The sequence below is a fragment of the Mitsuaria sp. GD03876 genome (assembly GCF_029840635.1).
Lineage (GTDB): Bacteria > Pseudomonadota > Gammaproteobacteria > Burkholderiales > Burkholderiaceae_C > Roseateles.
In genome coordinates this window covers 1-20878 of the sequence record NZ_JAOCCU010000062.1, presented here as the reverse complement: position 1 = coordinate 20878, position 20878 = coordinate 1, and the positions used below count along the sequence as shown (strand labels likewise).

The following is a 20878-nucleotide window of genomic DNA, read 5'->3' as shown; positions in this document are numbered from 1 at the left end:
CCCGAGCGGAAGGGCGGGTTATCCCGCAATGCGGGATGCCGCATGGGTGTCGACCGGCACGGGAGCGGGGTGGTTCGCTCGTGTATGGTTCGCCCCTTCTCAAAGAGGTGGACAGGAGTCCCGCGAATGAATCGAGTGATGTGGGCCGCGCTGGCATTGGGCGCCGCGGCCGGTGGAGCCCAGGCCAACGAGGGCATGTGGATGCCGCAGCAACTGCCGCTGGTGGCCAAGGAAATGAAGGCCTCGGGACTGAAGATCGACCCCGCGCGGCTGTCGCAGCCGCTGGGTTATCCGATGGGCGCCGTCGTCAGCCTGGGCGGCTGCACCGCCTCGTTCGTGTCGCCGCAGGGCCTGGTGGTGACCAACCACCACTGCGCCTTCGGCAGCATCCAGTACAACTCGACGCCGCAGAAGGACCTGCTCAAGCAGGGCTTCCTGGCCGCGTCGCTGGCCGACGAACTGCCCGCCGCGCCGGGCAGCCGCATCCTGGTGACCGTCGCGCTGAGCGACGTCACCGACCGGGTGATCGACAAGAAGACCGCCGCGCTGCAGGGCAAGGCCCGCATCGACGCGATCGAGGCCAACGAGAAGGCCCTGGTCACCGCCTGCGAGAAGGACGCCGGGCACCGCTGCTCGGTGGGCGCGTTCTACGGCGGGCTGATGTACCAGCTGACCAAGCAGCTCGAGATCCGCGACGTCCGCCTGGTCCACGCGCCGGCCGAAGGCGTCGGCGTGTTCGGCGGCGACACCGACAACTGGATGTGGCCGCGCCACACCGGCGACTACAGCTTCTACCGCGCCTACGTCGGTCCGGACGGCAAGCCGGCGGACTTCAGCAAGGACAACAAGCCGTTCCAGCCCTCGCAGTTCCTGAAGCTGGCGAGCGCGCCGCTGAACGAAGGCGACTTCGTCGCCGTGGCCGGTTATCCGGGCCGCACCAACCGCCACCGCTTGCCCAAGGAAGTGGACTTCGCCTTCGCCTGGGACTTCCCGCATCGCGTCAAGGCGATGGGCGAGCAGCTCGAGCTGATCAAGGAGGCGACCGCGGGCCGCCGCGATGCCGAGATCCAGCTGGCCAACACCGTCGCCGGCGTCAACAACTACTACAAGAACTACCAAGGCCAGATGGCCAGCTACGCGGGCAGCGACATCCTGGCGCGCAAGCAGGCCGGGTTCGACGCGATGAAGGCGTGGGTCGAGGCCGACGCCAAGCGCCGCGCGACCTACGCGCCGTCGCTGGCCGAGGTTGATCGCCTGATCGCCGAGCGCCAGGCCATCACGCGCCGCGAGTTCCTGCTGAGCTACGCGACGCCGAGCCCGCTCAAGGGCGCCACCGAGCTCTACGAGCAGGCCCTGGAGCGCAAGAAGCCCGATGCCGAGCGCAAGGCCGGCTTCCAGGACCGTGACCAGCTGCGCCGCCGCCAGGCGCTGGAGGCGCTGGGTCGCCGCTTCGACGAGGCCACCGACAAGAAGGTCGTGAGCCACTTCCTGACGCAGTACCTGGCGCAGCCGGCGGATCAACTGAACACGGCGTTCCTGGGCGCGCTGGGCGTGAAGGCCGGCATGGATGCCGCTGCCGTGGCCGCGCGCGTGGACGCGCTGTATGCGGGCACGAAGCTGACCGACAAGACCGAACGCGCCGCCTGGCTGACGCGTGACGCGGCCGCCTTCGAGGCCAGCACCGACACGCTGGTGAAGGCCGCCGTGGCGCTGCACGCCGACGAGCAGGCGCGCGAGGACCGCGACAAGGACCTGGCGGGCCGGCTGCAGCAGGCCTATGCCGCGACGATGCAGGCCGAGATCGACTTCAGGGCCAGCCGCGGCCAGCCGGTCTATCCGGACGCGAACAGCACGCTGCGCGTGGCCTTCGGCCAGGTCAAGGGCCGCACCCCGGGCGTGGACGGCACGACCTGGACGGCGTTCACGACGCTGCGCGGCATCGTGGCCAAGCACACCGGCAGCGGCGAGTTCGACGCGCCCGCCGAGCAACTGGCCGCCATCAAGGCGCGCCGCTTCGACAAGTACGGCGTGAAGGCGCTGGACTCGGTGCCGGTGAACTTCCTGGCGACGCTGGACACGACGGGCGGCAACTCGGGCTCGCCGGTGCTCAACGGCAATGGCGAGCTGGTCGGGCTGCTGTTCGACGGCACGCTGGACGCGGTGATCTCGGACTGGGACTTCAACGACCACATGAACCGCAGCATCTGCCTGGATGCGCGCTACATGCTGTGGCAGATGAAGGTGGTCGACAAGGCCGACCGGCTGCTGAAGGAAATGAACGCGCTGTGATCGGCGCCATCGCGATCACGCGGTGATCGCGGCAGGCGCGGACGGTTCGCGCCATGAAGAACGCCCCGCCTCGAGCGGGGCGTTTGCATTTCCAGGATCAGGTGGGGGCTACTCAAATCCAGTCGCGGTTTCGCAAGGGTTCGACGGCGCGCTGACTTTCATGAAGGAGAGACCGGAGGGAGAGAGTCGGTCGCGACCGAGGGAACTGCGCATGGAGGTGATGTTCCGGTGACGGACGGATTTGGAGACTCCGCGCTGTCCTTTTTCCGGAAGCAACCATGCGCCAACTGCCCGAGTCTCCAGATCCGAAAATCACCACGTCCTCCGCCAAGGCGGACAGCACGACCGACAGGGTTTCCCGTCGAACGAAGCACCTTGGCAAACGCGTGGAGGATGACCAGGCGTCCAACCTGATCTCACAGGGGAACGCGCCCGAGGCGCCCGCCACGGACGTGCCGCGAGGGGTCGACGAACAGCCGGCAACTGCCGAGACGCCGACGACCGCCCAGGAGTTGGCGTCGGATGCCGGGCTGACGAATGCGGGCGCCGGTACGGTCGCGCAAGCCGCACCGGCGCTGTCGGGCCTGAACCTGGCTGCTCTCGGGCTCGGGGCGGCGGGGCTGGCTGGCGCCGCGGCGGCGGCAGGCGGTGGCAAGTCCGAATCGGCGAAGCCGCCATCGCCGATCAAGCCTGATGAACCCAAGGCCCCCGATGGCCCAGGAGTGCCAGAGCCGCCCACCGTGGACGGTGGCGAGGCGATCAAAGCCGATGGTTCGGTGAAGGTCGGCGGCCTGGAGTCGGGCGGGAAGTGGGAGTTCTCCACCGACGGCGGCAAGACCTGGACGCCGGGCAACGGCGACTCCATCCCGGCAGGCAGCTTGGCTGAAGGCAACAACAGCGTCTCGATCGTGCAGATCGACAAGAGCGGCAATCGCAGCGAGCCGGTGGTGGTGACCGTCGTCAAGGACACGGTCGCGGAAGCACCGAAAGTCTCGACCAGCAGCGGCGCGGAGGCGATCAACGCCAGCGGCTCGGTGAAGGTCGGCGGTCTGGAATCGGGCGGGAAATGGGAGTTCTCGACTGACGGCGGCAAGACCTGGAATCCCGGCAGCGGCGACTCCGTCCCGGCAGGCAGCTTGGCTGAAGGCAACAACAGCGTCTCGATCGTGCAGATCGACAAGAGCGGCAATCGCAGCGAGCCGGTGGTGGTCACCGTCGTCAAGGACACGGTCGCGGAAGCACCGAAGGTCTCGACCAGCAGCGGCGCGGAGGCAATCAACGCCAGCGGCTCGGTGAAGGTCGGCGGTCTGGAATCGGGCGGGAAATGGGAGTTCTCGACTGACGGCGGCAAGACCTGGAACCCCGGCAGCGGCGACTCCGTCCCGGCGGGCAGCCTGGCTGAAGGCAGCAACAGCATTTCGATCGTGCAGATCGACAAGAGCGGCAATCGCAGCGAGCCGGTGGCGATCAACGTGGTGAAGGATTCGGTCGCACCAACCAAGCCGAGTTTCACCACCACTAGCGCCAACGCGACCGTTAACGGTGCGGGAGCGGTCATCGTCAGCGGCCTCGAATCCGGTGGCCAGTGGAACTTCAGCGTCAACGGCGGTGCGGCCAAGCCGGGTCAGGGCTACACCATCGCGGCCGATCAACTGACTGAGGGCAGCAACAAGATCACCGTCACGAACAAGGACGCGGCCGGCAACGAGTCGAGCACCTCGTTCGAGGTGGTCAAGGACTCGGTCGCACCAAACAAGCCAAGTTTCACCACCACTAGCGCCAACGCGACCGTCAACCCCGCGGGCGCCGTCACCATCGGCGGCCTGGAGTCCGGCGGTCAGTGGAGCTTCAGCGTCAACGGCGGCGCGGCCACCCCCGGCCAGGGAAACACGATCGCGGCCAATCACCTTGTCGAGGGCGTCAACAAGATCACCATCACGAGCAAGGACGCCGCAGGCAACGAGTCGAGCAACTCGTTCGAGGTGATCAAGGACTCGGTGGCGCCGACCAAGCCGACATACACCACCAGCGGCAGCAACGCGACCGTCAACGCCGCGGGCGCCGTCACCATCGGTGGCCTTGAGTACGGTGGCCAGTGGAACTTCAGCGTCAACGGCGGTGTGGCCAAGCCGGGTCAGGGCTACACCATCGCGGCCGATCAACTGACCGAGGGCATCAACAAGATCACCATCACGAGCAAGGACGCCGCAGGCAACGAGTCGAGCAACTCCTTCGAGGTGACCAAGGATTCGGTGGCGCCGACCAAGCCGACATACACCACCAGCGGCAGCAACGCGACCGTCAACGCCGCGGGCGCCGTCACCATCGGTGGCCTCGAGTCCGGCGGCCAGTGGAGCTTCAGCGTCAACGGCGGCGCGGCCAACCCCGGCCAAGGAAACACGATTGCGGCCAATCACCTTGTCGAGGGCATCAACAAGATCACCATCACGAGCAAGGACGCGGCCGGCAACGAGTCGAGCAACTCCTTCGAGGTGACGAAGGATTCGGTGGCGCCGACCAAGCCGACATACACCACCAGCGGCAGCAACGCGACCGTCAACGCCGCGGGCGCGGTCACCATCGGTGGCCTCGAGTCCGGCGGCCAGTGGAGCTTCAGCGTCAACGGCGGCGCGGCCACCCCCGGCCAGGGCAACACGATCGCGGCCAATCACCTTGTCGAGGGCATCAACAAGATCACCGTCACGAACAAGGACGCCGCGGGCAACGAGTCGAGCGACTCCTTCGAGGTGACGAAGGACTCGGTGGCGCCGACCAAGCCGACGCTCGTTACGAGCACCGGCAGCGACGTGCTCAATGCGACTGGTCAGGTGAGCATCAACGGCCTGGAGTCTGGCGCGACCTGGCAGTACAGCGTCAACGCGGGCAAGACCTGGCAGCAAGGGCAAGGCCAGGCCCTCAGCGCCAGCGCCCTTGCCGTCGGCACCTCGACACTCAGCGTGCGGCAGATCGACGCCGCAGGAAACATCGGTGCGGAGACGGCCATGCAGGTGACCCGAAAGGCCTTCGTGCCGCTCACGGTCAGCCTGCTGAACGATACCGGTTCGTCTGCCGTCGACAACGTCACCTCGGACCCGACCCTGGTGGTCCGTGGTGAGCCGGGTGCCGCCTTCGGGCTCTACCTCACGAACGGGAACCCGGGGAGCCTGCCCGCGACGCGGCTCCGCGAGGAAGGCATGCTCGTCTACCCGACCTCCAACGGCACGGTGGCCGCCAGGCTGTATCCCGAGGACAAGTGGGGCGAGATGAGGTACGAGCTCCGCCATGGTGATGGAAGTCCCTCCCAATGGCTCACCGTCATCTGGGACAAATCCAAGCCGCTGTCCGCGACTCATGCGGTGGGCAGTGCGGAGTTCTCCGTTGAGCCGATGCGCTGGGACGGCTCCATGATCAAGGGCTACGGACCGTCCAACATCTCCTACACGAGCACCATCCAGTACCGCTCATTGGATGCCGCGGTCAAGAACGGATCGGGCGGTGAGATCTCCGCGGATGGCGTGTTCCAGATGGACGGCAACGCGCCCGCCAGCACAGGACTTTTCGAGCTGCGGACCATCAACACCGCCGGCACGAGCCAGGTCGTGAAGTACTCCGATGCCGGGCTCCAGTCCTTCGCGACCGTCGTGATGCTTCAAGACGGCAAGGTGCAGAAGTCCCATCTGGTGCAGGGCGGCGCGCAAGCCGATACGCTCGCGGCCACAGACCAGTTCGACACGATGGCGGGCGGCCGCGGCGCGGACACCTTCCGCTGGGGCGCGGCAGCCCGGGGGATGGACCTGGTGCTCGACTACTCGAAGGCGGAGGGCGATGTCCTCGACCTGAGCCAGCTGTTGCAGGGATTCCAGGGCGCGAATCTCGGCCAATTCGTCCAGAAGGAGATCCGGTCCGACGGCTACGTGAGACTGCTGGTCGACGTACAAGGCGCGGGCGACTTCGCCCATGCCGAATTGACCGTGCTGCTGGCGCCCCCGGCCGGCACCGACATCCAGATCCGCACCTCGACAGGCATCTCCGTGATCTGACCGCCTGTATCCGCAGCCGCGTCAGGCCGGCAGGGTGCCTGGGAGGAGCACCCGCCGGTCCACGCCACGCAGCTCGCGATGCCCACAAAACGCCATCGTGAGCTCCAACTCCCGATGGATGATCTCCAAGGCCCGGCTCACGCCGGGCTTTCCCATGGCGCCCAGGCCATACAGGAAAGCGCGCCCGATGTAGGTTCCGCGCGCCCCCAGTGCCCAGGCCTTCAGCACGTCCTGGCCCGAGCGGATCCCGCCATCCATGTGGACCTCGATGCGGTCTCCGACCGCGTCGACGATGCGCGGCAATGCGCGGATGCTGGACTCCGCCCCATCGAGCTGCCGCCCGCCGTGGTTGCTGACGATCAGCGCATCGGCGCCGGTCGCGGCCGCGAGCTTCGCGTCCTCCTCGTCGATGATCCCCTTGAGGATCAGCTTGCCGCCCCAGCGGTCGCGGATCCACTGCACGTCGTCCCAGCTCAGCTGCGGGTCGAATTGCTTGGCCGTCCACTCCGACAGCGAGCCCATGTCGCCCACGCCCTTCACGTGGCCGACGATGTTGCCGAACTGCCGCCGCGACGTGCCCAGCATGCCCAGGCACCAGCGCGGCTTGGTCGCCATGTTGATCAGGTTGGGCAGCGTCAGCTTCGGCGGCGCGGACAGCCCGTTCTTCAGGTCCTTGTGCCGCTGGCCGAGGATCTGCAGGTCCAGCGTCAGCACCAGCGCCTCGCACTTCGCGGCCTTCGCGCGGTCGATCAGGCTGTTGATGAAGCCCCGGTCCCGCATCACGTAGAGCTGGAACCAGAACGGCGCGGTCGTGTTGGCCGCGACGTCCTCGATCGAGCAGATGCTCATCGTCGACAGCGTGAACGGCACGCCGAAGGCCTCGGCCGCCTGCGCGGCGAGGATCTCGCCGTCCGCGTGCTGCATGCCGGTCAGCCCGGTCGGCGCGATCGCCACCGGCATCGCTACCTGGCGGCCGATCATCGTGGCCGCGGTGCTGCGGCCCTCCATGTTCACCGCGACACGCTGGCGCAGCTTGATCGACTGGAAGTCCGCCTCGTTGGCCCGATAGGTGCCCTCGGTCCAGGAGCCGGAGTCCGCGTAGTCGTAGAACATCCGCGGAACGCGCTTCTGCGCGAGTACGCGCAGGTCTTCGATGCAGGTGATGACGCTCATGCGCCGGATGCTAGGCCAGGGTCGCGGCGGCCGGCCGGAAAGTTTGGCCGGCCGGGCCGGAGGATCGTTCCGGCGCGCTCAGGGACTTCCCGGGGTCAGGCGTGGCCGGCGTCCGCGCTCAGCGTCTCGCAATGGCGCACGAGCCAGCGCGAGAACGCGCGTGCCGCGTCGCCGTCGTGGTGACGCACCAGGCCGTAGGGCAGGGCCGCGGGCACGGCCAGGTCGAAGAGCCGCTTCAGCGTGCCGCCGCGCAGCCAGGTGGCCGCCAGGCTCGGGCGGCCGAGCACGACGCCCTGGCCGCAGGCCGCGGCCTCCAGCGTCAGGCCCAGGTCGATGAAGCGGGTGCCCTGCGCGGGCTCGGCCCAGTCGAGTCCGGCGGCGCGCAACCACGGCGTCCAGGGCTGCAGCGGCGTGCGCAGCAGCGGCGCCGAGGCCAGGTCCGCCGGCGCGTGGATCGCCGGCAGCCGGGCGAGCAGCGCCGGGGCGGCCATCGGCGTGACGACGTCGTCGAGCAGCACCTCGCCGCCGGCGGGCATCGCGCCGGCGAAGATCTCGACATCGGCCGGCGGCGCCGGCTGGTCGAGGTAGGGCGTGGACAGCAGCAACTCGAGCTCGATGTCCGGATGCGCGGCCTGGAAGCCGGGCAGGGCGGGGACCAGCACCTGGCGCGCGAAGGTGGGCGGGCTGCTGATGCCCAGCCGCGTGACGCGCTGGTGGTCGCGGCGGTGCAGCGGCACCGCCGCCAGCAGCGACAGCGCCGTCTGGACCTGGCCGAGGTACTCCTTGCCGGCGGCGGTCAGGCGCAATGGATGGCGGGTCAGCAGCGGCTGGCCCAGGCGCTCCTCCAGCGTGGCGATGCGCTTGCCGACGGCGCTGGCGCTGACATGCAGCGCCTCGGCCGCGCGTTCGAGACTGCCGAGCCGCGCGGCGGCCTCGAAGGCCAGCAGGCCGTCGATCGAGGGCAGGCGCAGCGCGTCGCTGGGGGTGTCGCTCATGGGCGCGACTGTAGCGTCCGGGCGTCCATGGCCCGGCGGGGCCATGCGTGTCAGGCGCACGCGGGCGCGCGAGGCGCGGCTACAGTGGCGCGATGTCCGATTCCCGAGAAAGCACGGCTGTCGATGCCGTTCGTGACGCCGCTCGAGACGCCGTTCGTGACGCCGATCGAGACATTGCTCGCGACGCCGCGCTCGACGACGCGACGGTCCGCGTGCTCGAGCAGGCGTCGCTCTGGCGCCGTCTGCCGTGGATGGCGGCGGGCGCGCTGAGCCTGGTGCTCGGCGTGATCGGGATCTTCCTGCCGCTACTGCCGACGACGCCGTTCGTGCTGCTGGCCGCGTTCTGCTTCGCGCGCGGGTCCGCGCGCTGCGAGGCGTGGCTGGTCGGCCACCCGCGCTTCGGGCCGATGATCGTCCAGTGGCGCGCCACCCGCGCCGTGCCGCTGCGCGCCAAGCAGGCCGCGTGGATCATGATGACGATCAGCTCCGTCGTTTCGGCGCTGGTGATGCCGGTCGTGCCGTGGTTGCCGGCCGTGTGCTGTCTCGTCGTCGGGGTCTGGTTGTGGCGACTTCCGACGGCGCGGTGAGCGCGCCATCCGCTTTCGTGCCTGGATGAGCGTGCCCGCCAGCGCCATGGCCCCTGACATCGTCAGCATGCCGCGTTGGCCGGACATCAAGGCGGTGATCGGTGCCGAGGACACCACCGCGAGGCTCATCAGGGCATAGGGATACAGCAGCGACCCGATCGCGAAGTCCTCGACCGTGGACCGGAGCAAGACCTTCCTGAGCCACAGGCGCCGTCCGATCATGAAGAGCAGCGCGACCAGGGAGGCCACCATTTCATGCAGGTTGCCATCGATGAATTCAGACATGGTTGGCGCCTCGGCATGTCAGATGGAACCGTTGCGACGAGCGCACCAGAGCACGATGGCCGCGCCGACGACCACGGCGATCGCATCGCGGGTCAGGCTTTGAACAGCGACGAATCCGCTCAGCGAGATGCCCAGCACGCCACCAGAGCAGACCCGCGTGACCACGGCCATCCACCAGTCGCTCCGATCACCGTCGAAGTGGCGGTGACGCTGAACCGGTGAAGACTGCGCTGAATTGCCGGGCGACGACAGGGAAGTGATGGTCTGCATGAGGAGCTCCTGCTTGAACTGAGAAGCCGCCCACTCTGCCCGGCTGATTCGTTGAATCGCCCAAAACGCGACGAAGACGCCGCCCTGACGTTCAAAGCTTGCGCAATGCCGACTCGCGACCTGAAACCGGCGCGAAGGAGCTTGTCATCCGATGACTTCTGTGTTGTCGCGACCGCACGCGGTCAGCCGAACAAGGTCAGGTTCTCCGGCTTCGGCCGCGTGGGCGCGGTGTCGCCGGACGGGGCCGCGGCGCGGCCACGACGGGCCGGGCCCGGTTCACCGGGCCGGCTCAGCTTGCCCACCCGCACGCCCAGCAGCCGCAGCCGCTGGCTCAGGTCCACCCGCTTGAGGCACAGGCCCGCCGCGTGGCGGATCGACGCCGCGTCCTGGATCGGCTCGTCCAGCGTCAGGTCCCGCGTCACCGTGCGGAAGCCTTCGAACCGCAGCTTGATGCCGATCGTGCGCCCCAGGTAGCCCTTGCGCTGCAGGTCCGACGCCAGCTGCTCGCACAGCGCCGTGAAGATCCGCGACAGCTCGGGCCGGTCGCGCCGCGCGTGCAGGTCGCGCTCGAAGGTGGTCTCGCGGCTGATGGAGACCGGCTCGCTGTGCGTGACCACCGGCCGGTCGTCCAGTCCCCAGGCCGCCTGGTGCAGCCACGCGCTGTAGCCCGCGCCGAAATGCTGCAGCAGCAGCTCCGCCGGCGCCGCCGCCAGCTCGCCGATCGTGTGGATGTCCAGGCCGTCGAGCTTGGCGCCGGCCTTCGGGCCGATGCCGTTGATGCGGCGCACCGGCAGCGGCCAGATCCGCGTCGGCAGCTCCGCCATCGTGACCAGCGTCAGCCCGTCGGGCTTGTCCAGCTCCGACGCGATCTTGGACAGCAGCTTGTTGGGCGTCACCCCGATCGAGCAGGTCAGCCCCGTCGCGCTCTGGACCGAGTTCTTGATCTCCCGCGCCACCGCGCGCGCGCCGCCCAGCGGATCGTGGCCCACCGCGTCGCGCGCGCCCGGCACGTCGCTCAGGTCGATGTAGATCTCGTCGATGCCGCGGTCCTCGATCACCGGTGCGATCTCGCGCACCGCCGCCTTGAACAGCCGCGAGTAGTGCCGGTACGAATCGAAGTCCGCCGGCAGCAGCACCGCCTGCGGCGCCCGCAGCGCCGCCTTCATCAGGCCCATCGCGGAGAACACGCCGAGGTCGCGCGCCGGGTAGGTCGACGTCGTCACGACGCCGCGGCCGGTGTAGTCGGCCAGCTTGAAGAACTCGCGCGTGCCGTCGGGCAGCTCCCGCGGCGTGTGGGCGCGCCGCCCGCCGACCACCACCGGCAGTCCCTTGAGTTCCGGATAACGCAGCAGCTCCACGGACGCGTAGAACGCGTCCATGTCCAGATGGGCGATCAGGCGATCGGGCAGCGCTGGCGTCGGCTCGGCCATGCGGCGGATTGTGGGGGCGGGGGCTGACACGCGTTGTCAGCAGGGCCGGCGCCGCGCCGCGCGCCGGCGGGCGCGGACCGGCGCGCCGGCCGTCAGTGTCCGCAGGACGTCGAGCCGCAGGCCGACACCGCGTCCGTCGCTTCGGCCGATGCCTCGGCCGCGTCCGCCGGACGGATCGGGTCACTGCACACGCCGGTCTTCGGATCGAAGCCCCGCTGCGCCATCGTGTAGACCAGCGCCGCGTCCATCATCTCCGCATGGCCGGGGAACCATTGCGACAGCTCGGTGCGCACGATCGCCAGCGGCTCGCGGTCGCCGAGGTCCTCGGCGTAGCGCACCACCTCGCGCATCACGTTGAGCACCATCGCGTGCTGGCTGCTGTGGCAGTTCTCCGGCTCGAAGCCGGTCGCCGCCATCCAGCGCTCTTCCATCGCGAAGTGCTCCTCGGTGTGCGCGAGCAGCGCCTTGAAGGCGGGCAGGGCGTCCTCGCCGCGGTCGAGCATGTCGGCATAGCGGTTGAGCAGCGCGACGAACTCCTCGTGCGTGTGGTCGAGCTCCGGCTGATCCAGCACGAGCTCCTGGGTCCAGGCCAGCGCCGCCATGCTCAGGCCTTCGCCTCGTCGGCGCCCAGCCGCGCGCGGTGACGCGCCACCTGCGCGCGGACCTGTGCCGGCGCGGTGCCGCCGAGGATGTCGCGCGCGTCCAGCGAGCCGCGCAGCGACAGCACCGCGTAGACGTCCTCGCCGATGCGCGGGTCGAATTGCCGCAGCGCCTCCAGCGGCAGCGCCGACAGGTCGATGCCTTGCGCCTGCGCCGTCTTCACCGCGTGCGCGACGATCTCGTGCGCGTCGCGGAAGGCCAGGCCCTTCTTGACCAGGTAGTCCGCCAGGTCGGTCGCGGTCGCGTAGCCCTTGAGCGCGGCGCGCTCCATGGCTTCGGGCTTGACCGTCAGGCCGGCCATCATCTCCGCGAAGATCCGCAGCGTGTCGCTGAGCGTGTCGACGGTGTCGAACAGCGGCTCCTTGTCTTCCTGGTTGTCCTTGTTGTAGGCCAGCGGCTGGCCCTTCATCAGCGTGATCAGCCCCATCAGGTGGCCGACCACGCGGCCGCTCTTGCCGCGCGCCAGTTCGGGCACGTCGGGGTTCTTCTTCTGCGGCATGATGCTCGACCCGGTGCAGAACCGGTCCGGCAGCGCGATGAAGCCGAAGGCCTGGCTCATCCACAGGATCAGTTCCTCGGACAGGCGCGAGATGTGCACCATGACCAGCGTGGCGGCGGCGCTGAACTCGATCGCGAAGTCGCGGTCGCTGACGGCGTCCAGGCTGTTCTGCGCGACGCCCTCCATGCCCAGCGTGCGCGCCACGCGCTCGCGGTCCAGCGGATAGCTCGTCCCGGCCAGCGCGGCCGCGCCCAGCGGCAGGCGGTTGACGCGCTTGCGGGCGTCGACGAGGCGCTCCGCGTCGCGCGCGAACATCTCGACGTAGGCCAGCAGGTGATGCCCGAAGGCCACCGGCTGCGCGACCTGCAGGTGGGTGAAACCCGGCAGGATGACGTCGGCATGGCGCTCGGCCTGCTCGACCAGCACGCGTTGCAGCTCGGCCAGCAGGCCCACCAGCAGGTCGATCTCGCCGCGCAGCCACAGCCGCACGTCGGTGGCGACCTGGTCGTTGCGGCTGCGGCCGGTGTGCAGCCGCTTGCCGGCCAGGCCGACCAGCTCGGTCAGCCGGGCCTCGATGTTCAGGTGGACGTCCTCCAGGTCCAGCTTCCAGTCGAAGCGGCCGGCGGCGATCTCCTCGCGGATCTGCGCCATGCCCTTCTGGATCGCGGCCAGGTCGTCGGCGCCGATGATCCCCTGCGCGGCCAGCATGTCGGCATGCGCCAGCGAGCCCTGGATGTCGGCGGCCCACAGCCGCTTGTCGAAGTCGACGCTGGCGGTGTAGCGCTTGACCAGCTCGCTCATCGGCTCGGAGAAGAGGGCGGACCAGGCCTGGGACTTGTTGGCCAGCTGGTTGTCGGAGGGATCAGAGGACATCGGCTTGCAAGGCGTTACGACTTCGCGGCGCCCCGGGCGCGCCCGCATGGATCGCGGACGGACGCCTGGGGGAGAATGAGCCGCCGATTCTAAGGGGGCCCCCTCCCGGGGGCCTTCGCGGCGCCGAGAGGGCGCCTTCATGGCGGGACGCCAGGCATTCATCAGAGGGCAGGACAGTGCGGGACGGGAGGAGCCGATGACCAGCAGGTCGACCAACGGGCGCTGGCCGCGCGACGACGCGGACGCGCTCGGGCCCTCCACCCAGCCGCTGAGCACGCAGCCCGCCGACACCCGTCCTGCGGACACCCGGCCGTCGCCGACGCAGCCGCCCTGGGAGGAGACCCGGCTCGAGGCCCGCGCCGCGGAACCGCCGCGGCTGATCGACGCCCAGCGGCGTTTCGACGTCTGCCATGTCGGCCTGGTGCTGCGCGCGGTGCTGGGCGTGCAGCTGGCGCTGTCGCTCGGCTTGGCGATGGCCAGCGAGACGGCGGGCCAATGGGCCTGGTCGATGGGCGGCGCGTCGGTCGCGTCGCTGTCGGCGGTGCTGGCCTGGCTGCTGATCGTGTGCGCGGCCAAGGCGGTGCTGGCCCGGCTGCCCGAATGGGCGCAATGGGCGCTGCCGATCGCGCTGGGCGCCGCCTGCGCCTTCGCCGGCTCGCTGCTGCTGGAGGCCGTCGAGCTGGGCCGCCTGGGCGCGCTGCAGCGCATCGCCGCGGCGCTGTCGGGCGCGCTGGCCGCGGGGCTGCTGCTGGGCTGGCTGAAGCTGCGCGAGCGCGCGCAGGCGCCCGCCGACGCGCTGGCGCGGCTGGTCGAGCTGCAGTCGCGGATCCGGCCGCACTTCTTGTTCAACACGCTCAACACCGCGATCGCGCTGGTGCGGGTCGATCCGAACCGCGCCGAGGAGGTGCTCGAGGACCTGGCCGAGCTGTTCCGAGTCGCGCTGGCCGACGAGGGTCCCGGCGCGGGCGCCGAGGGCGTGCGGCTGGACCAGGAGGTCGAGCTGGCGCGGCGCTACCTGGCGATCGAGCAACTGCGCTTCGGCAACCGGCTGCGGGTGCACTGGCAGCTCGACCCGCACGCGGCCGAGGCGCGCGTGCCGCCGCTGCTGCTGCAGCCGCTGGTGGAGAACGCGGTGCGGCATGGCGTCGAGCCCAACGACCAAGGCGGCGACGTCGACATCGTGACCCGCGCGCGCGGCGGCGAGATCGAGATCCGCGTCGTCAACACGGTGGGGCTGCCGTCGCGCGGCCAGGGACATGGGCTGGCGCTGCGCAACGTGCGCCAGCGCCTGCGCCTGATGCACGACGTGGCCGCGCGGCTGGAGGCCGGGCCGGGCGACGGCCGCTTCGTCGTGCGCATCGTGATGCCGCGCTGAGGCCACGGCGGCGCATCGGGCGACCGGCCACGGGACAACGAGGACAGGAAGAACACGCATGCTGACGCATCCCCCGCTGAAGGTCTTGATCGTCGACGACGAGCCGCTGGCGCGGCTGCGGCTGCGGGGATTGGTCGAAGCCAACGAGGAACCGCGCGCCGAGGTCGCCGCCGAGGCCGGCAGCGGCGAGCAGGCGCTGGCCTGGCTGCGCGACCATGCCTGCGACCTGATCCTGCTGGACGTGCAGATGCCGGGGCTGGACGGGCTGGGGCTGGCGCAGGCGCTGCGCGGCCGGCCGTTCGCGCCGGCGATCGTGTTCGTGACGGCGCATGCGCAGCACGCGCTGGAGGCCTTCGAGCTGGAGGCCCTGGACTACCTGACCAAGCCGGTGCGGCGCGAGCGGCTGCAGGCCAGCCTGGCGCGGGCGTCGCAGCGCCTGGAGGAGCGTTCGGCGGCCAAGGCGCGCGAGGCGGTCGACGCCCATCCCGCCGGGACGGCGCCGGGCGCGGAGGTGCCAGTCATCAACATCACCGAGCGCGGCCGCTTGCTGCGGGTGCCGCTGTCCGAGGTCCTCTACTTCAAGGCCGAGCTCAAGTACCTGACGCTGCGCACCGCGACGCAGAGCCATGTGATGGATGGCTCGCTGAGCGACCTCGAGCAGCGGCTCGGCGACCGCTTCCTGCGCGTGCACCGCAACGCGCTGGTGGCGAAGTCGGCGGTGCGCGAGCTCGAGCGCCACGTGCCCACCGACGGCGGCGCCGAGGGCGACGCCGATGGCGGCGGCGAACTCGGCTGGGCGGTGCGCATCGCCCATGTCAACGAGTGGCTGGCGGTGTCGCGGCGGCAGGTCGCGGCGGTGCGGGAAGCGCTGGCGGGCCAGCGCTGAACGTCAGCCCGTGTTGCGCAGCCCCGCCGCGATCCCGTTGATCGACAGGTGGATGCCGCGCTGCACGCGCTCCAGCCGCGGGTCCTCGGCGCGCTTCTCGGCCGGGATGGCGCGGTAGCGGCGCATCAGCTCGACCTGCAAGTGGTTCAGCGGGTCGATGTAGGGGAAGCGGTGCTCGATCGAGCGCGCCAGCGCCGGGTTGGCCGCGAGCCGGCCGTCCTCGCCGGTGATCAGCGCGAGCGCCTCCTCGGTGCGCGCGAACTCGGCCTCGATGGCGCCGAAGATCCTCTTGCCCAGGCGCTTGTCCTCGACCAGCTCCAGGTAGCGGCGCGCGATGTCCAGGTCCGCCTTGGCCAGCACCATGTCCAGGTTGGACAGCAGCGTGCGGAAGAACGGCCACAGCTTGAACATGCGCTTGAGCAGCGCCAGCTTCTCCTCGCGCCCGGCCTTGTCCTTGCCCAGGAAGTCCTGGATGCCCGAGCCGAAGCCGCACCAGCCCGGCAGCGTGATCCGCGACTGGCCCCAGCTGAAGCCCCACGGGATCGCCCGCAGGTCCTCGATCGCGCGCGTGGCCTTGCGCGAGGCCGGCCGCGAGCCGATGTTGAGCTCGGCGATCTCGCGGATCGGCGTCGTGGCGAAGAAGAAGTCGGCGAAGCCCGGCGTGTCGTAGACCAGCCCGCGGTAGGCGGCGAAGCTCGCGTCCGACAGCGCCTGCGCCGCGGTCATGAACGCCGCGGGCGCCGGCTTGGTCGGATGCAGCAGCGTCGCCTCCAGCGTCGCCGCCACCAGCGTCTCCAGGTTGCGCCGGCCGATCTCGGGGTTGGCGTACTTGGAGTTGATGACCTCGCCCTGCTCGGTCAGCCGGATCTGGCCGTTCACCGTCCCGGGCGGCTGGGCCAGGATGGCCTGGTAGCTCGGGCCGCCGCCGCGGCCGACGGTGCCGCCGCGGCCATGGAACAGCCGCAGCGTCAGCGGTCCCTGCGCGCGCAGCTCGTCGAACAGCTGCACCAGCGCGATCTCGGCGCGGTACAGCTCCCAGCTGCTGGTGAACACGCCGCCGTCCTTGTTGGAGTCGGAGTAGCCCAGCATGATGTCCTGCTCGCCGCCGGAACGCCGCACCAGCGCGGCCATGCCGGGCAGCTCGTAGAAGCCGCGCATGATGCCGGGCGCGTTGCGCAGGTCGGCGATGGTCTCGAACAGCGGCACGACGATCAGGTCGCTGTGCGCCTCGCCGTCGAGCGTGCCGCGCAGCAGCCCGACTTCCTTGAGCAGCAGCTGCACCTCGAGCAGGTCGCTGACGTCCTCGGTGTGGGAAATGATGTAGTGGCGCAGCGCCTCGCGGCCGAAGCGGCGCAGCGACTCGCGCGCGGTCTCGAAGATGGCTAGCTCGCCCAGCGTCTTCTCGCTGTACTCGGCGCCGAGCACGCGCAGCGGGCGGGTCTGGTTCAGCAGCTCGACCAGCAGCGCGCGGCGCGCCGGCTCGTCCAGCGCCGAATAGTCGTCGCACACGCGCGCCGTCTTCAGCAGCTCGACGACGACCAGCTCGTGCTGGTCGCTGCTCTGGCGCAGGTCCAGCGTCGCGAGGTGGAAGCCGAAGACCTGCACCGCGCGGATCAGCGGCTTGAGCCGCGGCGCGATCAGCGCGTGGGCGTGGTGGCTCTCGAGCGATTCCTGGATCACGCGCAGGTCCGCCATCAGCTCCTCGGGCGTCAGGTACGGGTCCTGCGGCGCCACCGCGTGGCGCAGCGCCTCGGTGCCGGTCAGCGCCACCAGCGTCGCGGCCAGCCGCGCGTACATGCCGGTCAGCGCGCGCCGGTAGGGCTCGTCCATCCGGTGCTCGTTCTGGTCGGGGCTGCGCTCGGCCAGCGCCTGCATCGCCGGCGTCACGCCGGCCAGCCGCAGCGAGATCGACAGCTCCGCGCCCAGCTCGTGCAGCTCGGTCAGGTAGTGGCGCAACGCGAGCTCGCTCTGGCGACGCAGCGCCAGCCGCATCGTGTCCGCGGTGACGTTGGGGTTGCCGTCGCGGTCGCCGCCGATCCACTGGCCCATGCGCAGGAAGGGCGCCACGTCCTCGCCGGGCAGCGCTTCCTCGAGCTCGGTGTAGAGCTTGGGGATCTGGCGCAGGAAGGTCGCGTGGTAGTAGCTCAGCGCGTTCTCGATCTCGTCGGCGACGGTCAGCTTCGAGTAGCGCAGCATCCGCGTCTGCCACAGCTGCGTCACGCGGGCGCGGATGAGGTTCTCGTTGGCGGTTCTCTCGCGGTCGGTGTGCAGGCGGTCGCGCTCGCCCACCAGCTCGGCGATCGCGCGTTCCGCGTCCAGGATGCTCTTGCGCTGCACCTCGGTCGGGTGCGCCGTCAGCACCGGCGACACGAAGCCGTTGGCCAGCGTGCGCGCCACCTCGGCCGGCCGCACGCCGGCGTCGAACAGGCGTTCCAGCGCGTAGGCGAGCGAGCCCGGCTGCAGGCTGCCCTCGCGCTCGTGCACCTCGCGGCGGCGCACGTGGTGGCGGTCCTCGGCGATGTTGGCCAGGTGCGAGAAGTAGCTGAACGCGCGGATCACGCTGACCGTCTGCTCGCCCGACAGGCCCTTGAGCAGCTTGTCCATCTGCTTGCCGGCCTGCGCGTCGCGCTTGAGGCGGAACGCCACCGACAGCTGCCGCACGCGCTCCACCAGTTCGTAGGCCTCGCGGCCTTCCTGCTCGCGGATCACTTCGCCCAGGATGCGGCCCAGCAACCGGATGTCGTCCATCAGCGGCTGGTTCTTGTCCTTGATCGTCTTGATCGAGCGGGAGGTGGCGGCCTTGGCCGGCGCGCGCTTGGCGACCGGCTTGGCGCCGGCCTTCGGGGCCGGCTTGGCGGCCGACTTGGCCGGGGAGGGGGCGGGGCGGGAAGCGGTACTGGCGGGCATGGCGTCGTCAGGGGTTCGTCAGAGACCGGAGGGAGGGGGTGATGTAACGGAGTTACCTTCGGTTGACTTTAGCAGTTTCTCCGTGCGCGGCTCGCCCCGGCGCGTGGCGGTTTGGCCGCGCGATGCTCCGGGATCTCGCAAGCGACGCTTCGTGGCAAGCGGCGGTCCCCCGCGGGTGGCCGGTGCGCTGGGCTAGCATCCCGGCCCATGAACCAAGAATTCGTGATCGCCACGCGCGAGAGCCGCCTCGCGCTGTGGCAGGCCGAACATGTGCAGGGGCTGCTGCGCGCGCGCGGCCTGGAGGTGCGGCTGCTGGGCATGACGACGCGCGGCGACCAGATCCTGGACCGCACGCTGTCCAAGGTCGGCGGCAAGGGGCTGTTCGTCAAGGAACTCGAGAACGCGCTGGAGGACGGTCGCGCGCAACTGGCGGTGCACTCGCTCAAGGACGTGCCGATGGAGCTGCCCGAGGGCTTCGTCCTCGCCGCGGTGCTCGAGCGCGAGGACCCGCGCGACGCGCTGGTGTCGGCGAAGTTCGACAGCCTGGACGCGCTGCCCCGGGGCGCCTGCGTGGGCACGTCGAGCCTGCGTCGCGTGACGCAGCTGAAGAACCTGCGGCCGGACCTGCGCATCGAGCCGGTGCGCGGCAACCTCGACACCCGGCTGCGCAAGCTCGACGAGGGCCAGTACGACGCGATCGTGCTGGCCGCCGCCGGCCTGAAGCGGCTGGCGCTGGACGGCCGCATCCGCCAGTACTTCGAGGTCGACCAGATGATCCCGTGCGCCGGGCAGGGCGCGCTGGGCATCGAGATCCGCGCCGGCCAGGCGCCGCTCGCGGCGCACCTGGAGGCGCTGGCCCACCGGCCGACCTGGCTGGCCGCCGCGGCCGAGCGCGCGGTGTCGCGGGCGCTGGGCGGCAGTTGCTCGATGCCGCTGGCCGCGCACGCGGTCTGGGCCGCGGACGGCCGCCTGACGCTGGCCGCCGCGCTGGGACATCCGGTCCAGACGGAACGGACATTGCTGCGCACGAGCGCGCAGGCGGCGGTGACGGACCTGGCCACCGCCGAGGCGCTGGGCATCGCCGCCGCCCGGGCGCTGCGCGAGCAGGGCGCCACCGAGTACCTGAAGGACGCCTGATGCCGGGCGTCGCCGCCCCGGACCAGCCGGCCAGACTGCTGCTGACCCGTCCGCGGGCGCAGGCGGACGACTGGGCGAAGCGGATGGCGTCGCTCGGCGTGCCGACGGCGTCGCTCCCCTTGATCGACATCGCGCCGGCGGGCGATCCGGCGTCGCTCTCGGCCGCCTGGGCCGCGCTTCCCGGCACGGACCTGGCGATGTTCGTCAGTCCCAACGCGGTCGAGCACTTTTTCGATGGCCGCTCCGCCGGCGCTTCCGCCCCCCTTGCCGTCGCCTGGCCCGACCGGACCTGGGCGGCCACCGTCGGCCCGGGCAGCGCGCGGGCGCTGAGCGAGCACGGCGTGCCGGCCGCGCGCATCGTGCAGCCGCCGGCGGCCTCGGACAGCCTGGACTCGGAACACCTGTGGCCGGAGCTGGTCCGCGTCGCCGGCGAGGACTGGACCGGCCGCCGTGCGTTGCTGGTGCGAGGCGACGGCGGGCGCGAATGGCTGGGCGACCGGCTGCGCGACGCCGGGGCCGAGGTGTCGGCCGTCAGCGTCTACCGGCGGGCCTGCCCGACCCCCTCGCCGGACACCGCCGCGCTGCTGTGCGAGGCGCTCGCGGCGCCGGGGCGCCACGTCTGGCTGTTCAGCAGTTCGGAGGCCATCGGCCACCTCGACACGCTCGAACAGGGGACGCGCCTGGGCCGATCGCCCGCCGATTGGGGCCGGGTCCGCGCGCTGGCGACCCATGAGCGCATCGCCGCGCGGGCGAGGGCCCTCGGCGTGAGGCATGTGGTTTTGGTGCGACCCGACGCGGCGGCCGTCGCGGCCGGGTTCCGGATGCTGTCAGGGTCCACCCTAGAATCGCCGACGTGAGCGAGACCACCACCCCCGCGGGCGACGTTGCGTCGCCCCACAAGCCCGCCCGGCATGCCGGCGCCACGCTGACCCAGGCCGTCGTCGCCGGGGTCGGCCTGGTGGCCCTGCTGGCCCTCGGTCTGGCCTGGCAGAGCCAGCAGCGGCTCAAGCAGGTCGAACAGGAACTGGTCCGGCGCCAGGACAACAGCCAGAGCGAGGCCAACATCGCCCGCGACCAGGCGCGCCAGGCGCAGGACCTCAGCCGCGACACCGCGGCCAAGGTCGCGCTGCTGGACGCCCGGCTGGCCGAGGTCGCGGTGCAGCGCGAGCAGCTCGAGACGCTGATGCAGTCGATGAACCGCTCGCGCGACGAGAACGTCGTCGGCGACGTCGAGGCCTCGCTGCGCGTGGCCATGCAGCAGGGCACGATCACCGGCAGCGCCGAGCCGCTGGTGGCCGCGCTGCGGCAGGCCGACGAGCGGCTGGCCCGCTACAAGCAGCCGCGCCTGGAAGGCGTGCGTCGCGCGGTCACCCGCGACCTGGAGCGCATCAAGGCGGTCAGCGTCGTCGACATCTCCACGCTGACGATCAAGCTCGACGAGGTGGTGCGCCAGATCGACGACCTGCCGCTGC

15 protein-coding genes are annotated in these 20878 nt (G+C 70.6%); 8 read left to right on the top strand and 7 right to left on the bottom strand.

What is annotated here, in order from left to right; all coding sequences use genetic code 11:
• Nucleotides 1-126 precede the first annotated feature (126 nt).
• On the top strand, nt 127-2289 hold the full coding sequence (locus N5D62_RS25855) for a S46 family peptidase (RefSeq protein ID WP_279760908.1): 2163 nt from the start codon (nt 127-129) through the stop codon (nt 2287-2289).
• Between the two features lie 278 nt (nt 2290-2567).
• Nucleotides 2568-6329, top strand: a complete 3762-nt coding sequence (locus N5D62_RS25850) for a type I secretion C-terminal target domain-containing protein (protein WP_279760907.1) — start codon at nt 2568-2570, stop codon at nt 6327-6329.
• Between the two features lie 21 nt (nt 6330-6350).
• On the opposite strand, the gene N5D62_RS25845 is transcribed toward N5D62_RS25850, so the two are convergent.
• Together N5D62_RS25845 and N5D62_RS25840 are read right to left on the bottom strand one after the other, a co-directional pair.
• A complete protein-coding gene (locus N5D62_RS25845) occupies nt 6351-7502 on the bottom strand; it encodes an alpha-hydroxy acid oxidase (RefSeq protein ID WP_279760906.1) in 1152 nt (383 codons plus the stop codon).
• Between the two features lie 95 nt (nt 7503-7597).
• Nucleotides 7598-8497: a LysR family transcriptional regulator gene (locus tag N5D62_RS25840; protein WP_279760905.1), complete on the bottom strand. Its 900-nt coding sequence runs from the start codon at nt 8495-8497 to the stop codon at nt 7598-7600.
• Nucleotides 8498-8589: 92 nt separating this feature from the next.
• Between N5D62_RS25840 and N5D62_RS25835 the strand changes: the two genes are divergently transcribed.
• Nucleotides 8590-9084 carry a YbaN family protein gene (locus N5D62_RS25835; protein ID WP_279760904.1) on the top strand — a complete coding sequence of 165 codons (495 nt, stop codon included), beginning with the start codon at nt 8590-8592 and terminating at the stop codon, nt 9082-9084.
• Between the two features lie 303 nt (nt 9085-9387).
• Here N5D62_RS25835 and N5D62_RS25830 read toward each other — a convergent pair whose 3' ends face one another.
• The 4 genes from N5D62_RS25830 to argH form a co-directional block, all read right to left on the bottom strand.
• A complete protein-coding gene (locus N5D62_RS25830; RefSeq protein ID WP_279760903.1) occupies nt 9388-9639 on the bottom strand; it encodes a hypothetical protein in 252 nt (83 codons plus the stop codon).
• 182 nt (nt 9640-9821) lie between these two features.
• Nucleotides 9822-11069 carry a DNA polymerase IV gene (gene dinB, locus N5D62_RS25825; RefSeq protein WP_279760902.1) on the bottom strand — a complete coding sequence of 416 codons (1248 nt, stop codon included), beginning with the start codon at nt 11067-11069 and terminating at the stop codon, nt 9822-9824.
• A 92-nt stretch (nt 11070-11161) separates the two neighbouring features.
• Nucleotides 11162-11671, bottom strand: a complete 510-nt coding sequence (locus N5D62_RS25820; protein ID WP_279760901.1) for a hemerythrin domain-containing protein — start codon at nt 11669-11671, stop codon at nt 11162-11164.
• A gap of 2 nt (nt 11672-11673) precedes the next feature.
• Entirely contained in the window at nt 11674-13101 is a 1428-nt protein-coding gene (gene argH / locus N5D62_RS25815) for an argininosuccinate lyase (protein ID WP_279760900.1), read from the bottom strand.
• A gap of 196 nt (nt 13102-13297) precedes the next feature.
• On the opposite strand from argH, the gene N5D62_RS25810 reads away from it, so the two are divergent.
• Both N5D62_RS25810 and N5D62_RS25805 read left to right on the top strand, forming a co-directional pair.
• Nucleotides 13298-14476: a histidine kinase gene (locus N5D62_RS25810; RefSeq protein WP_279760899.1), complete on the top strand. Its 1179-nt coding sequence runs from the start codon at nt 13298-13300 to the stop codon at nt 14474-14476.
• Nucleotides 14477-14534: 58 nt separating this feature from the next.
• Nucleotides 14535-15362, top strand: a complete 828-nt coding sequence (locus N5D62_RS25805) for a LytTR family DNA-binding domain-containing protein (RefSeq protein ID WP_279760898.1) — start codon at nt 14535-14537, stop codon at nt 15360-15362.
• A 3-nt stretch (nt 15363-15365) separates the two neighbouring features.
• Here the strand turns inward: N5D62_RS25805 and ppc are convergent, their stop codons facing one another.
• A complete protein-coding gene (gene ppc, locus N5D62_RS25800) occupies nt 15366-18110 on the bottom strand; it encodes a phosphoenolpyruvate carboxylase (protein ID WP_279760923.1) in 2745 nt (914 codons plus the stop codon).
• Between the two features lie 366 nt (nt 18111-18476).
• Here ppc and hemC point away from each other — a divergent pair, with 366 nt between their 5' ends.
• The 3 genes from hemC to N5D62_RS25785 all read left to right on the top strand — a co-directional run.
• The gene (hemC, locus tag N5D62_RS25795; RefSeq protein WP_279760897.1) at nt 18477-19406 is read left to right on the top strand and encodes a hydroxymethylbilane synthase; all 930 of its coding nucleotides are present in this window, start codon (nt 18477-18479) and stop codon (nt 19404-19406) included.
• Nucleotides 19406-20263, top strand: a complete 858-nt coding sequence (locus N5D62_RS25790; protein ID WP_279760896.1) for a uroporphyrinogen-III synthase — start codon at nt 19406-19408, stop codon at nt 20261-20263. Before hemC ends, N5D62_RS25790 begins: the two co-directional genes overlap by 1 nt.
• Nucleotides 20260-20878 (top strand): uroporphyrinogen-III C-methyltransferase (locus N5D62_RS25785; protein WP_279760895.1); only part of this gene is annotated, 619 nt, incomplete at its 3' end. The genes N5D62_RS25790 and N5D62_RS25785, both read left to right, overlap by 4 nt.

Coding starts and splice junctions, on each gene's coding strand:
- N5D62_RS25855 (WP_279760908.1), top strand. CDS start 127: ATGAATCGAGTGATGTGGGCCGCGCTGGCATTGGGCGCCGCGGCCGGT.
- N5D62_RS25850 (WP_279760907.1), top strand. CDS start 2,568: ATGCGCCAACTGCCCGAGTCTCCAGATCCGAAAATCACCACGTCCTCC.
- N5D62_RS25845 (WP_279760906.1), bottom strand. CDS start 7,502: ATGAGCGTCATCACCTGCATCGAAGACCTGCGCGTACTCGCGCAGAAG.
- N5D62_RS25840 (WP_279760905.1), bottom strand. CDS start 8,497: ATGAGCGACACCCCCAGCGACGCGCTGCGCCTGCCCTCGATCGACGGC.
- N5D62_RS25835 (WP_279760904.1), top strand. CDS start 8,590: ATGTCCGATTCCCGAGAAAGCACGGCTGTCGATGCCGTTCGTGACGCC.
- N5D62_RS25830 (WP_279760903.1), bottom strand. CDS start 9,639: ATGCAGACCATCACTTCCCTGTCGTCGCCCGGCAATTCAGCGCAGTCT.
- dinB (WP_279760902.1), bottom strand. CDS start 11,069: ATGGCCGAGCCGACGCCAGCGCTGCCCGATCGCCTGATCGCCCATCTG.
- N5D62_RS25820 (WP_279760901.1), bottom strand. CDS start 11,671: ATGGCGGCGCTGGCCTGGACCCAGGAGCTCGTGCTGGATCAGCCGGAG.
- argH (WP_279760900.1), bottom strand. CDS start 13,101: ATGTCCTCTGATCCCTCCGACAACCAGCTGGCCAACAAGTCCCAGGCC.
- N5D62_RS25810 (WP_279760899.1), top strand. CDS start 13,298: ATGACCAGCAGGTCGACCAACGGGCGCTGGCCGCGCGACGACGCGGAC.
- N5D62_RS25805 (WP_279760898.1), top strand. CDS start 14,535: ATGCTGACGCATCCCCCGCTGAAGGTCTTGATCGTCGACGACGAGCCG.
- ppc (WP_279760923.1), bottom strand. CDS start 18,110: ATGGACGACATCCGGTTGCTGGGCCGCATCCTGGGCGAAGTGATCCGC.
- hemC (WP_279760897.1), top strand. CDS start 18,477: ATGAACCAAGAATTCGTGATCGCCACGCGCGAGAGCCGCCTCGCGCTG.
- N5D62_RS25790 (WP_279760896.1), top strand. CDS start 19,406: ATGCCGGGCGTCGCCGCCCCGGACCAGCCGGCCAGACTGCTGCTGACC.